Source organism: Mesonia aquimarina (genome assembly GCF_003667275.1).
Lineage (GTDB): Bacteria > Bacteroidota > Bacteroidia > Flavobacteriales > Flavobacteriaceae > Mesonia > Mesonia aquimarina.
Genome location: NZ_RCNV01000007.1, coordinates 162,120 through 176,795, shown reverse-complemented (window position 1 = coordinate 176,795; position 14,676 = coordinate 162,120). Strand labels below are relative to the sequence as shown.

Here is a 14,676-nt window from a genome sequence, read left to right as displayed (position 1 = left end):
CTTCAATCGCCTTATCTGCGATTGCGGGTGCAAATGTAAAACTTATTTTTAATCTGACAAGCTTTTATTTTACTTTTTTTTAAAAGTTTTTTTTAGCTCCTTAAAACCAAATAAACACTTCTAAATAATCCCGATACCTCTATGAACTTTTACAACCGCTTAGCGCAATTGCGGGTGCAAATATACAACCCTTTTTCTTTCCAAAACAAACTTTTTTAATGAAAATTTAAAAGTTTTTTAATCTCATAAACTAACTAGCTTCTAATCAAACAGAAAACACCTAATTAAATTTAAAAAAATAGAGTGTTATTTTTTTAATACCTTTAAAATAAAAAAAAATGAGCTATCCGTGGCATCTTTATTTAATGGGAGCAATATATGTAATTGCTGGTATTTTTCACTTTATAAAGCCTAAGGCATATATGAGAATTATGCCCAGGTATTTACCTGCGCATAAAATATTAGTTTACTTGAGTGGTCTGGCAGAAATCATTTTAGGTATAGGAGTTTGTTTTGAATCTACAAAAAACCCATCTATTATAGGTATTACATTTATGTTATTACTATTTCTATTAGTACATATATATATGCTTAGTTCTAAAAAAGCGGGATTAAACCTACCTAAATGGTTATTATGGTTTAGGCTTCTACTGCAATTTGTTTTGATTTGGTGGGCTCTTTTTTATTTAAAGTATTAAGGAGATGGTTTCAGAAAAATTAAAAATGGATAGCGCTGAAGTTATTTACTACCCACATTTTTTTAATCAACAAGAAGCAGATTTTTACTTTAATATGCTTCAAAAAAAACTTCCTTGGCAACAAGATGAGATTACAGTTTTTGGAAAGACGCATCTTCAACCTCGGTTAACTGCATTTTTTGCTTCAAAAAAATCTAGCTATACCTATTCTAACATAACAATGAAACCTCATCCATTTACTGAAGAACTTTCTGCTATAAAAAACGAAATTGAATTGGTGACTGAGCAAAATTTCACTAGTTGTTTAGCAAATTTGTATCGCAAAGGAAAAGATAGTAATGGTTGGCATGCCGATGATGAAAAAGAATTAGGAAAAAATCCTGTTATTGCTTCAGTGAGCTTTGGCACAGAACGTGTTTTTAAATTCAGAAAAAAAGCTGATCATAAAATTCAGCATAAAATGATATTAGAACACGGAAGCTTATTATTAATGAGAGGTGAAACACAACATTTTTGGCAACATCAAATCCCTAAAACGCAAAAAAATATTGGTGCGCGCATTAATTTAACTTACAGAAAAATAATATGAATACTAAAAATTTTACAGCACGAGAAATTGACAGAATTATTGAAATGGCTTGGGAAGACCGAACCCCTTTTGAAGCAATTGAATTTCAGTTTGGCACTTCAGAAAAAGAAGTCATAAAAATTATGCAAACTCATTTAAAATCTTCAAGTTTTAGATTGTGGAGAAAACGAGTACAAGGTAGAAAAACAAAACATAAGAAATTAAGAAGCCAAAACGTTTCTACTTTTAAATCAACTAGACAAAAATCAATTTCTAACAATAAAATTTCAAAACGTTAAAATAATTACATCAAAAAATTCATCTATGCGTACCTTATGTATCTTACTTATCGTTTTTGGTTCAGTTTTTTCTACAAATGCACAGGATAATTTTATTGCCAACGATATTCGCATCAATAAATTTGTAGAAGGTACTTTACTAGAGCCTAAAAATTCAGAAATTGTTCCGCTCGTTATTTTTATAAATGATCAAGGACCAACAGATAGAGATGGAAATCAATTAATGACAAAAAATGATGCCATAAAAAAATTGGCTCAAGCTTTGGCAAAAAATAATATTGCCAGTTTTAGATATGACAAGCGAATTTTAAAAGCCGACAAATTAGAGCTAAAAGAAAAAGACATTCGTTTTGAAGATTTTGTTACTGATGCGATTTCTGCAATTAGTCATTTTCAAAAAGCAAACAAGTTTTCTGATTTTATATTAATTGGTCACGGGCAAGGATCGCTTGTAGCGTTGCTAGCAGCGCAAGAAAAAAAAGTAGATCAATTAATTAGTATTGCCGGCGCGGGGCAATCGTTAGATCAGCAACTCATTGAGCAAATAGAAAAACAAGCGCCGGGTTTAACCGAAGATGCTAAATCTGCCTTTAAACAATTAAAAGAAAAAGGGCGTACTAGAAATTATAACGACGCATTGCATTCTATTTTTAGGCCAGAAACCCAAGAATTTATGGCTAGTTGGATTGCTCATAATCCTGCTGAAGAAATAAAAAAAATAACGATTCCTGTGTTGATTATTCAAGGAAGCGAAGATCTACAAGTGCAATCTTCTGAAGCTGAAATATTAAAAAAAGCTAAACCGGAAGCTGAATTTATCTTAATTAAAAACATGAACCACGTTTTTAGGATTATTGAAGAAAATGATGACATTACCAACCAAAAATCTTACAATCAAGCTTATTTACCAATTTCAGAAAAATTAGTTTCAAGCATTAGTTCATTTATAAAAAAGTAAGCTATCCTTTCATTATTTCTATATTTGCCATTCTAATTAAAGAAAATTATATGGACTACAAAATTGTATTCTCAGATATAGATGGCACTTTATTAAATAAAGAGCGCGAATTGTCACCAGAAACTATAAAAGCAATTCAGCAATTTAAAGAGGAAATTCCTTTTGTGTTAATTTCTGCCAGAATGCCTTCGGCAATGTTTCACCTACAAAAGCAATTAGGTATAGAAAATCAACCCATTATTTGCTATAATGGCGGTTATGTTTTGGTAGATAATGAAGTGATCAGTTCAACAGCTATAGAAGTTGATACCATAAAAAGTATTGCCGATTTTAATCAGCAAACAAAAGTTCATTTAAGTTTATATCACGCAGATGAATGGCACGTGCCCGAACACGATTATTGGGCAAAACGAGAAGCCAACAACACTAAAGTAACACCAAGTATCACACATATTAATCAAGTAATTGATAGCTGGAATAAAAAAGAAGTTGGCGCACATAAAATTATGTGTATGGGTGAAGAAGATGATGTTGAAAAAATGTACAATCACCTACAAGAAAAATACGGAGATCAGTTACATTTATATCGATCTAAACCAACTTATATAGAAATAGCCAACAAAAATATTTCTAAACTTACCGCTATAAATCTTTTATTAGAAAATCATTTTAATTTATCCTTAGAAGAAAGTGTTGCTTTTGGAGATAATTATAATGATGTTGAAATGATAAACGGTGTAGGAATGGGAGTTGCTGTTGGAAACGCCAGAGATGAAGTAAAAAAAGTGGCCAATAAAATTACTGATAAAAGTATAGACAACGGAGTAGCAAATAGTTTACATCAACTTTTTAACGCCTAAACATTATGGAAAACACAGCTTACTTTAATAACGACGCAATTGTTTTTGGGCTTTTAATGATTTTATTAGCCTTTGTATTTTATACTTCATCAATCAAAAAAGGTTTTTGGAAAAAGTTCTACAAATTTGTTCCCGCATTACTAATGTGTTATTTACTTCCGGCAATTTTAAATTCTACCGGAGTTATTAGCACAGAAAATTCGCAACTTTATTTTGTTGCTAGCCGATATCTATTACCGGCTTCTTTGGTTCTAATGACTTTGAGTATTGACTTAAAAGCAATTTTTAATTTAGGTCCAAAAGCGCTTATTATGTTCTTTACAGGAACAGTTGGTATTGTCATCGGCGGACCCTTAGCCATATTAATTATTTCTGTCTTTTCTCCTGAAACTGTAGGTGGTGCAGGACCAGATGCTACTTGGCGTGGTTTAGCAACACTTGCCGGTAGTTGGATTGGTGGCGGCGCAAATCAAGCTGCTATGCTAGAAATTTTTAAATATAATCCTGAAAAATATGGCGGAATGGTTTTCGTAGATATTGTTGTCGCTAATCTTTGGATGGCTATAATTTTACTTGGCATTGGAAGAACAAAAGCTATTGACAAATGGCTAAAAGCTGATTCTTCTGCAATTACCAGTTTAAAAAATAAAGTTTCAGATTATACCGAAAGTATTTCCAAAAAACCTACGCTTAACGATTATATGATTATGTTAGGAATTGGCTTAGGTGCTACAGGAATTGCACATTGGGGAGCCGATGGTATTTCAGCTTTTCTTACCAGTAATTTTGAAGTTTTTAACGATAAATCTTCCGCGTTGGCGTCCTTTACATCTACGTTCTTTTGGATGATTACTATTGCTACCTTTATCGGAATTTTATTATCATTTACAAAAGCCAGAAAATATGAAGGTGCTGGTGCCAGCAAATTAGGAAGTGTTTTTATTTACATTTTGGTAGCTACAATTGGTATGAAAATGGATTTAACCATGATTTTTGATAATCCAGGTTTAATTGCCATTGGTTTAGTTTGGATGTCTATTCACGCTGGTTTACTCATTTTAGTAGCCAAATTAATTAAAGCTCCTTATTTTTTCTTAGCCGTAGGAAGTCAAGCCAATGTTGGCGGGGCAGCTTCTGCACCTGTGGTTGCATCTGCATTTCACCCATCGCTTACTACAGTTGGCGTATTATTAGCGGTTTTAGGTTATGTAGTAGGAACTTGGTCTGCATATGCTTGCGCTATTTTAATGCAAATAGCTTCAGGAAGCTAGAAAAATTAAGCTAAAAAAACTCATCTTTGTATTCTCACTTTTACTCTATGAAAAAAATATCATTATTAATACTCGCTTGCTTTTGCCTTATTTCTTGTGGTAAAGAAGCTAACTTTACGCTAACCGGAAATGTTGACGGACTAAAAAAAGGAACTTTATATTTACAACGTTTAAACGACACGATTGTAGAAGATGTAGATTCTCTTGAAATTAGCGGCGATAGCGATTTTACATTACAAACAAATTTGAAAGAGCCGGAAATTTTATTTTTATACCTCGACAAAGTTGATGGGCAGCGAAATGATGATATCATTGAGTTTTTTGCTGAAAAAGGCGAAATGCAAATCAATACGAGTTTAAAAAACTTCACTACAGATGCTACTATTAACGGCTCTAAAAATCAAGAAAAACTAAATGAATATAATGGAATTATAAAGCGTTTCAACAATCAACATTTAGACTTGATCAAGGAAGATTTTGAAGCGCAACAAAAAGAAAACGAAGACGAAATATTAGCGGTAAATAAAAAGTATGATCAATTATTAAAGCGAAAATACTTATATACTATTAATTTCGCTATCACTAATAAAAATTATGAAATTGCTCCGTACATTACAATTCGCGAGGTTTTTGATGCTAACGTAAAATACCTAGATACCGTTTATAATTCTTTACCAAAAGAAATAAGAAAATCTAAATACGGGAAAGAATTAAAAGATCTTTTAAAAGAGCGAAAAAAACTAAACAAGCTTGACAAGAAAGTAGAAAAACAAAATAAATAATTATTATCCTTTAGCAAATACCACTTTAATTTTAACAAAAGGATTTTGGTAGAATCCTTTTTTAAATTCAGAGGTCCGCACTATTTTATGCTTTTCACCTCCTCTAAAGCTTGTCCAACTTAAACTTTTTTTATCGTGTGTCCATAATAAATTTGGTGTTGTAACATACATATTATTTTCGGGTAATTGTTCATTAGGGTTTATGGTTTCAATACCTACACAAATTCCGCTTTTAGGAAATAAAATATTGTATTCAGCTAAATCAATTTTTGTACGTTGATTTTTATTTTCTGGTTTTAATAAAATTGATTTTTCCGATAAAACTGCTCCCGGTTTTTTGTTTATTTCATCATAACGATAAAATTTAATTCTGTAATAAGCTCCAAAACTTTTATAAATATTGGTCTCTCTTTTCTTAAACTTTAAAATCAACGCTTCCAATTTACCTAATCGTCCTTTTCCATTTTTCAATAATGTAATCGTTTCATGACCAAACGGGTTAGATACTACAAAGCCACCTTTTCTTTTCCTTCCAATGATATGCTGCCGCCAACCAAATTTTACTTCTCTATTTTTCACAATTACAGAAGATAAAATTTCCTCATTAGCTTTTAATGTAATATTGAAAGTGTAAACGCTATCTGCTTTAAATTCATGTAGAGCTAAAAGTTCTTTTTTATATCCTAAAAAAGAAACCAATAAAGTATCAGTAGCAAAATTTGAAATATCTAAAGAGTAAAAACCTTTCTGATTTGTTGCTGTACCATGCTTCGTATTTTGTACAAGTAAATTTACAAAAGGCAGTTTAAAACCTTTTTCGTCAGTAACAAAACCTTCAATTGTTTGTGCAAAACTTTTAAGTTGAAACAGGAAAATTAAAAGTAAAAGAAATACATTTTTTTTAATCATATCCAAAAGAAAAATAACACTTAAAGTTGAACTATTTTTTTGACATAAAAAAACCCATAGAAATTCTATGGGTTTATAAAATCATTGTCGATTTCTTAAAGCGTATTCAACTTTTCAATTAAAGTAGTTGCTTTTTGCTCTAACTCTTTATTTACTTGCTTAAGATATTGCCCTCTATTTTCTTGAGAACGATCGTTAATTTTAACAATCATTTCATCATAAGTAACTACTGCTTCATCTACAATCTGATCAATAGTCTTAGGATCGGCTTTGGGATTTGCCATCTGATGAATGTAAGCGGCTTCAATAATATCGCCCATTACATAATTTAAATCTCTTTTTAAATGCTTAATACTTGCCATAGTTTTACTACTAAAATTTATGCCGCAAAATTACACCAAAATTTAGTAGTAAATGCTAAAAAATAAAAGTATTAATAGAAATAAATTAGACCTTTATTCAGCTTGCAGTTCCTTAACTTTATCTAATGCTTTTTGCATATGTTCCGCAGAACTCAAGTTATGAAACTTAAATTGAACAATACCGTCTTTATCAATAACAAAAGTATCTCTACCAGGAATTATCCCTAACAAATGTCCTTTTACTCCAAATTTCTGACGGATATCTTCTGTAGGATCTGAAAGAAATGTAAACGGTAAATCATATTTTTCACTAAATTTTTGGTGAGATTCTACCGAATCTGAACTAATACCAATTACCTCTGCACCTAATCTCTGAAACTCTTTATAATGATCTCTAAAACTACATGCTTCTTTTGTGCAGCCGGGTGTAAAGTTTTTAGGATAAAAATAAATTACCCATATTTTTTCTCCCAGCCTTAGGTCAGATTTAAAAATGTTTCCATGATGATCTGTTAAAGTAAAACTCGGTATTCTATCTCCAACTTCTAATTTCATATTATCCGCTATAGGTTACAAAATTTCTTGGGGTTTCGTATAAAGTAATTTCTAAGGCTAATCCTGAATCCAATTTTTTTCTTAATTTTTCCCAAATTACAACCGAAATATTTTCAGCTGTAGGATTGAGATTTTTAAAAGCTTCAACTTCTATATTTAAGTTTTTATGATCAAAAGCTGTTTCAATTTCATCAGCAATTAATTCTTTTAAAAACTTCATATCTATCACAAAACCGGTTTCTGGATCAATTTCTCCAGTAACCGAAACAATCAGCTCGTAATTATGACCGTGAAAATTTGGATTGCTACATTTCCCAAAAACGGCTTTATTTTTATTATCATCCCAATCTTTTCTATACAAACGGTGTGCCGCATTAAAATGAGCCTTTCTATGAACCGTTACTTTTTTAGCCATATTTAGGAAATTGTCTGGTAATGTCTATCAAAAATAATTTTAAACCAAGCTGTATAATTATCCGGATTTTCTTCAAGATCTTTTTTTACCTCTTCCGGGTGCATCCATTTCCAATCGGCAACTTCATCAGGGTTTGGCTTAGGATCATCTTCAAAATTACCCACTAAAATATAGTCAAATTCATGTTCACTTAAACCATTTTCAAAAGGAGCTTTATAAATAAACGAAATGGTTTCTTCTAAATCTGTCGTAAAACCCATTTCTTCCATCAAGCGTCTTTTGCCGGCTTCAATATTAGATTCATTTTCACGTTGATGGCTACAACAAGTATTGGTCCATAAACCCGGAGAATGATATTTGCCCAAAGCACGTTGTTGCAACATCATTTCGCCTTTTTCATTATAAACAAATACAGAAAATGCACGGTGGAGCAAAGCTTTTTCGTGGGCTTCAATCTTTTCCATCAAGCCAATTTGCTCATCTTTTTCATTAACAAGAATAACTTTTTCTTTCATAGAAATCAAAAGTACAAAAAAGGGAGGTATTAGCTAGAAATTAAAGCACACATCCTATAAAATTTCTGTAGAGACTTCAACTTGAAAACTTTGAACAAGCTCTTAAAAAGAATACATTTGCAAAATGAAATTGAAAGACGAAATAAACAAAAGAAGAACCTTCGGTATTGTTTCTCACCCCGATGCCGGAAAAACAACTTTGACAGAAAAATTATTATTATTTGGAGGTGCTATTCAAGAAGCAGGCGCTGTTAAATCTAATAAAGTTAAAAAAGGAGCTACGAGTGATTTTATGGAAATTGAACGCCAACGTGGTATTTCTGTAGCTACTTCTGTTCTTGGTTTTGAATATAAAGACATAAAAATAAATATTTTAGACACGCCCGGTCACAAGGATTTTGCTGAAGATACTTTTAGAACGTTAACAGCTGTTGATAGTGTGATTGTGGTTATTGATGTTGCTAAGGGTGTTGAGGAACAAACTGAAAAATTAGTTGAAGTTTGTAGAATGCGAAACATCCCGATGATTGTTTTTATCAATAAATTAGATCGGGAAGGAAAAGATGCATTTGATCTATTAGATGAAATTGAACAAAAACTAAATCTTAAAGTTACGCCGTTAAGCTATCCAATTGGAATGGGATATGATTTTAAAGGAATTTACAATATTTGGGAACAAAACGTAAATCTTTTTACGGGTGATCCGCGAAAAGATATTGAAGAAACTATTGAAATTACTGATTTAAACACGCCAGATTTAGATGAATTAATTGGTTCTGATGCAGCTAATAATTTACGGGAAGAAGTAGAATTGGCACAAGGCGTTTATCCGGAATTCGATCAGAAAGCCTATAAAGAAGGACATTTGCAACCCGTATTTTTTGGTTCTGCCTTAAATAATTTTGGCGTTCGCGAATTGCTAGATTGCTTTGTAAGCATTGCTCCTACTCCACTTCCTAAAGAAAGTGAAGAACGAACTGTACAACCGACAGAAGAAAAATTTACCGGATTTGTGTTTAAAATTCACGCTAATATGGATCCTAAGCACCGCGATCGTTTAGCATTCGTAAAAATTGTATCGGGGAAATTTGAACGAAATGTACCGTATTTACACGTGCGTCATAATAAAAAATTAAGATTTAGCAGTCCGAACGCTTTTTTTGCTGAAAAGAAAGAAATTGTAGATGTTTCTTATCCCGGCGATATTGTTGGTTTGCATGACACCGGAAATTTTAAAATTGGTGATACTTTAACCGAAGGTGAAGAAATTAATTACCGCGGAATTCCAAGTTTTTCACCCGAACATTTTAGATACATCAACAATGCTGATCCAATGAAATCTAAACAATTGGAAAAAGGAATCGATCAATTGATGGATGAAGGTGTAGCGCAATTATTTCGACTGGAATTGAATAATCGTAAAATAATCGGAACCGTTGGGGCTTTACAATATGAAGTAATTCAATACCGATTAGAACACGAATATGGTGCAAAATGTACCTACGAAAATTTAAATGTTCATAAAGCCTGTTGGATAGAACCAGAAGATGAAAAAAGTGAAGAATTTAAAGATTTTAAACGTGTAAAAGCGAAATTTCTAGCAAAAGACAAACGTGGACAACTAGTCTTTTTAGCCGATTCTCAATTTTCATTGCAAATGACACAGCAAAAATACCCGAGTATAAAATTCCATTTTACATCAGAATTTTAATTTGGGCTAAATATTATGAATAAAAAAAATCCGAAGCTAAAAAACTTCGGATTTTTTATACTGTATTTTTAAATTTATGCCTGTCCGGTTGGACCAAAATTTAAAGGCATATTAGGCTTATCATAATCTTTAATTTCTCCGTGAGCCTGTTCAAATTTATGAATATTTCCACCCAGAGCTTTTAGCAAACGCTTTGCGTGCTGGGGCGTTAAAATAATTCTAGATTTTACTTTGCTTTTAGGAGCACCCGGCATAATATTTACAAAGTCAACTACAAATTCTGATGCAGAATGATTGATAATAGCAAGGTTACTATATTCTCCTTGCGCAGTACTTTCATCTAATTCTATATTTAGTTGCTTTTGTTTAGATTTTTTTTCTTCACTCATAATTGTTTCATTTAAAGCAAATCAAATTTGCCATAATTAAAAAACGCTGTGGAAAGACCACAGCGTTTATTTATTTAAGGATTAATTAAAATTAACCTCTTGTTTTTCTTCGGTCATTTTATCAAACTCTTCCTTAGAACCTACAATAATATTATCGTATTCACGCATACCTGTTCCTGCAGGGATTTTATGTCCAACAATAACATTTTCTTTTAAACCTTCTAAGGTATCAATTTTTCCACTAACCGCAGCTTCGTTAAGAACCTTAGTTGTTTCCTGGAAGGAAGCAGCAGAGATAAATGACTTGGTTTGAAGCGATGCTCTTGTAATACCTTGTAAAATAGGTGTTGCTGTTGCGGGTTGAGCATCTCTTGCCGTAGCAAGAACTTTATCTTCTCTACGTAAAATAGAGTTTTCATCTCTCAACTCACGAGCTGTAACAATTTTACCTGCCTTCAAGTTCTCACTATCTCCAGCATCTTCAATTACTTTCATTCCAAAGATATCATCATTTTCTTCGATGAAATCTGATTTATGAACTAATTGATTCTCTAAGAAGATTGTATCACCCGGATCTTGAATTTTAACTTTACGCATCATTTGACGTACAACTACCTCAAAATGCTTATCGTTAATTTTCACCCCTTGTAAACGATATACTTCCTGAACTTCATTTACTAAATATTGCTGAACCGCACTTGGTCCTTTAATATTTAAGATATCCTCTGGTGTAATAGATCCGTCAGAAAGTGGCATTCCAGCACGAACATAATCGTTTTCCTGAACTAAGATTTGGTTTGAAAGTTTTACTAAATACTTTTTAACCTCTCCTAATTTAGATTCTACGATAATTTCACGGTTACCACGTTTAATTTTTCCGAAAGAAACAACTCCATCAATTTCACTTACTACAGCTGGATTTGAAGGATTACGTGCTTCAAATAATTCGGTTACACGCGGAAGACCTCCGGTAATATCTCCGGCTTTAGATGATTTACGAGGAATTTTCACTAAAATCTTACCAATCTTAATTTTTTCGTTATCGTCTACCATTAAGTGAGCTCCAACCGGTAAGTTATACGAACGTATTACTTCGTCTCCTTTACCCATAATTAATAAAGTCGGAATCTTTTTCTTATTTCTAGATTCAGAAATTACCTTTTCTTGGAAACCGGTTTGTTCATCAGTCTCTACTTGGTAAGTAACTCCTTGCTCAATATTTTCGAACTTGATTTTTCCAGCAAATTCAGAAATGATCACACCATTATACGGATCCCACTGACAAACAGTTGTACCTTCTTTAATTTTATCTCCAGGTTTAACAAATAATTGCGCTCCATAAGGAATAACATTGTTACTCAATACAATTCCTGTTTTAGGATCTACGATTTTTATTTCTGAAGTTCTAGAGATAACTATTTCTGCTTCTTCTCCTTCTGAATTTTCACCTTTTACAGTTTTTAAATCGTCAATCTCTGCAATACCATCAAACTTGGTAATCACTTTATTTTCTTCTGAAATGTTTCCGGCAATACCTCCCACGTGGAATGTACGAAGCGTTAACTGCGTACCAGGCTCTCCAATGGATTGTGCGGCTACAACACCAACAGCTTCTCCTTTTTGAACCGTTTTTCCGGTAGCAAGATTTCTACCATAACATTTAACACAAATTCCTTTCTTAGCTTCACAGCTTAATGCAGAACGAACTTCAACTGCATCTAAAGCAGAGTTTTCTACTTTGGATACAATCTCTTCATCAATTTCATCTCCTGCTAAAGCAATTACTTCTTGTGTAATTGGATCTACAATATCATTTAAAGCAGTACGCCCTACAATACGTTCCCCTAAAGATTCAACTTCTTCTTCGTTTTTCTTTAAAGCCTTTATTTCTATTCCACGTAATGTTCCACAGTCCTCTTCTCCTACAATTACATCTTGAGAAACATCAACTAAACGACGTGTTAAGTAACCTGCATCGGCAGTTTTTAATGCGGTATCGGCAAGACCTTTACGCGCACCGTGAGTTGAAATAAAGTACTCAAGAATTGAAAGTCCTTCTTTAAAGTTAGAAAGAATTGGATTTTCAATAATTTCTCCTCCACCAGAATTAGACTTTTTAGGTTTCGCCATTAATCCACGCATTCCGGTTAACTGACGAATCTGTTCTTTAGATCCACGTGCTCCAGAGTCAAGCATCATATACACAGAGTTAAACCCTTGTTGATCTTCTCGAATACGTTTCATTGCTAATTCTGTAAGGTTAGCATTTGTCGCTGTCCAGATATCAATAACTTGATTATAACGCTCGTTATTGGTAATAAGACCCATATTATAGTTAGCCATAATACCTTCAACTTGACCGTTTGCCTCATCAATCATTTCGTATTTCTCTTGAGGGATAATAATATCTCCTAATGAGAACGAAAGTCCACCTCTAAATGCAAAACCGTAACCTAAACTCTTAATTTTATCTAAGAATTCTCCCGTTTCCGGTACACTTGTTACCTTTAAGATTCTACCAATGATATCTCTCAACGTCTTTTTCGTCAATACTTCATTGATATATCCTGCTTGTTCAGGAACTTCTTCATTAAATAAAACACGTCCAACGGTAGTTTCAATAATCTGGTAAACTAATTCACCATCTTCATTAAAATCTTTAGCTCTTACTTTAATAGAGGCATTTAAGTCAACTTTTTTCTCATTGTAAGCTATATTAACTTCTTCAAAAGAATAAAAAGTCAAGCCTTCTCCCTTCATTGGCTTTTCAGGAGTAGACTTACGTTCTTTGGTCATATAATATAGACCAAGAACCATATCCTGAGAAGGTACCGTTACCGGCGAACCGTTTGCAGGATTTAAAATATTATGTGAAGCCAACATTAATAATTGTGCTTCTAAAATAGCTTCTGGCCCTAAAGGTAAGTGAACCGCCATTTGATCACCATCAAAATCGGCGTTAAATGCTGTACAAACCAATGGGTGTAACTGAATTGCTTTTCCTTCAATTAATTTTGGTTGAAAAGCTTGAATTCCTAAACGGTGAAGCGTAGGAGCACGGTTTAATAAAATTGGATGTCCTTTAAGAACATTTTCCAAAATATCCCAAACTACCGGCTCTTTTTTATCAATTATTTTCTTTGCAGATTTTACTGTTTTTACAATCCCTCTTTCTATTAATTTTCTAATAACAAAAGGTTTGTAAAGTTCGGCTGCCATATTCTTTGGAATACCACATTCGAACAATTTCATCTCAGGTCCAACAACAATTACTGAACGTGCTGAATAATCTACACGTTTACCTAGTAAGTTTTGACGGAAACGTCCTTGCTTTCCTTTTAACGAATCAGAAAGAGATTTTAACGGACGATTAGAGTCAGTTTTTACTGCTGAAGATTTTCTAGTATTATCAAATAATGAATCTACCGACTCTTGAAGCATACGTTTTTCGTTACGTAAAATTACTTCAGGAGCTTTAATCTCCATTAATCTTTTAAGACGATTATTTCTAATAATTACACGTCTGTAAAGGTCATTTAAATCTGATGTTGCAAAACGACCTCCATCTAATGGAACTAATGGACGTAATTCTGGTGGTATAACCGGAACTACTTTCATAATCATCCAAGATGGTTTATTTTCTCGTTCTTTATTAGAATCACGGAAAGCTTCAACAACCTGAAGACGTTTTAAAGCTTCAGTTTTACGTTGCTTAGAAGTTTCGTTATTTGCTTTATGTCTTAATTCATAAGAAAGCTCATCTAAATCTAATCGATTTAAAATTTCAATTAAGCATTCAGCTCCCATTTTAGCAATAAACTTGTTAGGATCTGAATCTTCTAAATACATATTTTCTTGAGGAAGACTATCTAATACATTTAAATACTCTTCTTCTGTTAAGAAGTCCATTTTCTTTAATGGCTCTCCTTCTTCATCTTTTGCAATACCCGCTTGAATTACTACGTAACGTTCGTAGTAAATAATCATATCTAATTTTTTAGAAGGTATTCCTAATAAGTAACCAATTTTATTTGGTAACGAACGAAAATACCAAATATGAGCTACAGGAACAACTAAATTGATGTGCCCAACACGGTCTCTACGTACTTTCTTTTCGGTTACTTCTACACCACAACGGTCACAAACAATACCTTTGTAGCGAATTCTTTTATATTTACCGCAAGCACATTCATAGTCTTTTACAGGACCAAAAATACGCTCACAAAACAGCCCGTCACGTTCTGGTTTGTGGGTACGGTAATTAATAGTTTCTGGCTTTAATACTTCCCCTCTCGATTCAGCCAAAATCGACTCTGGTGAAGCTAAGCCAATAGAGATTTGGTTAAATCTCTTTTGTGTATTCTTATCATTATTTCTTGCCATA

The 14,676-nt window shown here is 32.7% G+C and carries 15 protein-coding genes; 8 read left to right on the top strand and 7 right to left on the bottom strand.

Features of this window, described 5'->3' with window-relative positions:
- Nucleotides 1-338: 338 nt before the first annotated feature.
- The 7 genes from D9R05_RS10655 to D9R05_RS10625 are packed head-to-tail and all read left to right on the top strand — an operon-like array spanning nt 339 to nt 5,436.
- Complete coding sequence (locus D9R05_RS10655) at nt 339-698, top strand: DoxX family protein (RefSeq protein ID WP_121667204.1); 360 nt, start codon at nt 339-341, stop codon at nt 696-698.
- A gap of 25 nt (nt 699-723) precedes the next feature.
- On the top strand, nt 724-1,287 hold the full coding sequence (locus tag D9R05_RS10650) for an alpha-ketoglutarate-dependent dioxygenase AlkB family protein (RefSeq protein WP_240463028.1): 564 nt from the start codon (nt 724-726) through the stop codon (nt 1,285-1,287).
- Complete coding sequence (locus tag D9R05_RS10645) at nt 1,284-1,565, top strand: TIGR03643 family protein (protein WP_121667202.1); 282 nt, start codon at nt 1,284-1,286, stop codon at nt 1,563-1,565. Before D9R05_RS10650 ends, D9R05_RS10645 begins: the two co-directional genes overlap by 4 nt.
- 25 nt (nt 1,566-1,590) lie before the next feature.
- Nucleotides 1,591-2,523, top strand: coding sequence for an alpha/beta hydrolase (locus D9R05_RS10640; RefSeq protein WP_121667201.1), 933 nt, complete (start codon nt 1,591-1,593; stop codon nt 2,521-2,523).
- Between the two features lie 50 nt (nt 2,524-2,573).
- Nucleotides 2,574-3,383, top strand: a complete 810-nt coding sequence (locus D9R05_RS10635) for an HAD family hydrolase (RefSeq protein WP_121667200.1) — start codon at nt 2,574-2,576, stop codon at nt 3,381-3,383.
- Nucleotides 3,384-3,388: 5 nt separating this feature from the next.
- Entirely contained in the window at nt 3,389-4,654 is a 1,266-nt protein-coding gene (locus tag D9R05_RS10630; protein WP_121667199.1) for a DUF819 family protein, read from the top strand.
- 47 nt (nt 4,655-4,701) lie between these two features.
- Complete coding sequence (locus tag D9R05_RS10625) at nt 4,702-5,436, top strand: DUF4369 domain-containing protein (RefSeq protein ID WP_121667198.1); 735 nt, start codon at nt 4,702-4,704, stop codon at nt 5,434-5,436.
- Between the two features lie 3 nt (nt 5,437-5,439).
- Here D9R05_RS10625 and D9R05_RS10620 read toward each other — a convergent pair whose 3' ends face one another.
- The 5 genes from D9R05_RS10620 to idi all read right to left on the bottom strand — a co-directional run bounded on the left by D9R05_RS10620 (nt 5,440) and on the right by idi (nt 8,192).
- On the bottom strand, nt 5,440-6,345 hold the full coding sequence (locus D9R05_RS10620) for a carboxypeptidase-like regulatory domain-containing protein (protein ID WP_121667197.1): 906 nt from the start codon (nt 6,343-6,345) through the stop codon (nt 5,440-5,442).
- A gap of 95 nt (nt 6,346-6,440) precedes the next feature.
- The gene (locus D9R05_RS10615; protein ID WP_121667196.1) at nt 6,441-6,707 is read right to left on the bottom strand and encodes a hypothetical protein; all 267 of its coding nucleotides are present in this window, start codon (nt 6,705-6,707) and stop codon (nt 6,441-6,443) included.
- A 93-nt stretch (nt 6,708-6,800) separates the two neighbouring features.
- Nucleotides 6,801-7,262, bottom strand: coding sequence for a peroxiredoxin (locus D9R05_RS10610; RefSeq protein ID WP_121667195.1), 462 nt, complete (start codon nt 7,260-7,262; stop codon nt 6,801-6,803).
- Between the two features lies 1 nt (nt 7,263).
- Entirely contained in the window at nt 7,264-7,677 is a 414-nt protein-coding gene (locus D9R05_RS10605; protein WP_121667194.1) for a 6-pyruvoyl trahydropterin synthase family protein, read from the bottom strand.
- A 2-nt stretch (nt 7,678-7,679) separates the two neighbouring features.
- Entirely contained in the window at nt 7,680-8,192 is a 513-nt protein-coding gene (idi, locus tag D9R05_RS10600; protein ID WP_121667193.1) for an isopentenyl-diphosphate Delta-isomerase, read from the bottom strand.
- 124 nt (nt 8,193-8,316) lie between these two features.
- On the opposite strand from idi, the gene D9R05_RS10595 reads away from it, so the two are divergent.
- Nucleotides 8,317-9,903 carry a peptide chain release factor 3 gene (locus D9R05_RS10595; RefSeq protein ID WP_121667192.1) on the top strand — a complete coding sequence of 529 codons (1,587 nt, stop codon included), beginning with the start codon at nt 8,317-8,319 and terminating at the stop codon, nt 9,901-9,903.
- Between the two features lie 74 nt (nt 9,904-9,977).
- Here D9R05_RS10595 and D9R05_RS10590 read toward each other — a convergent pair whose 3' ends face one another.
- Both D9R05_RS10590 and rpoC read right to left on the bottom strand, forming a co-directional pair.
- Nucleotides 9,978-10,292 (bottom strand): DUF3467 domain-containing protein, encoded by a 315-nt coding sequence (locus D9R05_RS10590; protein ID WP_121667191.1) that lies wholly within the window; start codon nt 10,290-10,292, stop codon nt 9,978-9,980.
- Nucleotides 10,293-10,373: 81 nt separating this feature from the next.
- Nucleotides 10,374-14,675 (bottom strand): DNA-directed RNA polymerase subunit beta', encoded by a 4,302-nt coding sequence (rpoC, locus tag D9R05_RS10585; protein ID WP_121667217.1) that lies wholly within the window; start codon nt 14,673-14,675, stop codon nt 10,374-10,376.
- Between the last annotated feature and the right edge of the window lies 1 nt (nt 14,676).

Excerpts from the sequence above, each read along its gene's own strand:
- D9R05_RS10655 (WP_121667204.1), top strand. The coding sequence starts at position 339 with ATGAGCTATCCGTGGCATCTTTATTTAATGGGAGCAATATATGTAATT.
- D9R05_RS10650 (WP_240463028.1), top strand. The coding sequence starts at position 724 with ATGGATAGCGCTGAAGTTATTTACTACCCACATTTTTTTAATCAACAA.
- D9R05_RS10645 (WP_121667202.1), top strand. The coding sequence starts at position 1,284 with ATGAATACTAAAAATTTTACAGCACGAGAAATTGACAGAATTATTGAA.
- D9R05_RS10640 (WP_121667201.1), top strand. The coding sequence starts at position 1,591 with ATGCGTACCTTATGTATCTTACTTATCGTTTTTGGTTCAGTTTTTTCT.
- D9R05_RS10635 (WP_121667200.1), top strand. The coding sequence starts at position 2,574 with ATGGACTACAAAATTGTATTCTCAGATATAGATGGCACTTTATTAAAT.
- D9R05_RS10630 (WP_121667199.1), top strand. The coding sequence starts at position 3,389 with ATGGAAAACACAGCTTACTTTAATAACGACGCAATTGTTTTTGGGCTT.
- D9R05_RS10625 (WP_121667198.1), top strand. The coding sequence starts at position 4,702 with ATGAAAAAAATATCATTATTAATACTCGCTTGCTTTTGCCTTATTTCT.
- D9R05_RS10620 (WP_121667197.1), bottom strand. The coding sequence starts at position 6,345 with ATGATTAAAAAAAATGTATTTCTTTTACTTTTAATTTTCCTGTTTCAA.
- D9R05_RS10615 (WP_121667196.1), bottom strand. The coding sequence starts at position 6,707 with ATGGCAAGTATTAAGCATTTAAAAAGAGATTTAAATTATGTAATGGGC.
- D9R05_RS10610 (WP_121667195.1), bottom strand. The coding sequence starts at position 7,262 with ATGAAATTAGAAGTTGGAGATAGAATACCGAGTTTTACTTTAACAGAT.
- D9R05_RS10605 (WP_121667194.1), bottom strand. The coding sequence starts at position 7,677 with ATGGCTAAAAAAGTAACGGTTCATAGAAAGGCTCATTTTAATGCGGCA.
- idi (WP_121667193.1), bottom strand. The coding sequence starts at position 8,192 with ATGAAAGAAAAAGTTATTCTTGTTAATGAAAAAGATGAGCAAATTGGC.
- D9R05_RS10595 (WP_121667192.1), top strand. The coding sequence starts at position 8,317 with ATGAAATTGAAAGACGAAATAAACAAAAGAAGAACCTTCGGTATTGTT.
- D9R05_RS10590 (WP_121667191.1), bottom strand. The coding sequence starts at position 10,292 with ATGAGTGAAGAAAAAAAATCTAAACAAAAGCAACTAAATATAGAATTA.
- rpoC (WP_121667217.1), bottom strand. The coding sequence starts at position 14,675 with ATGGCAAGAAATAATGATAAGAATACACAAAAGAGATTTAACCAAATC.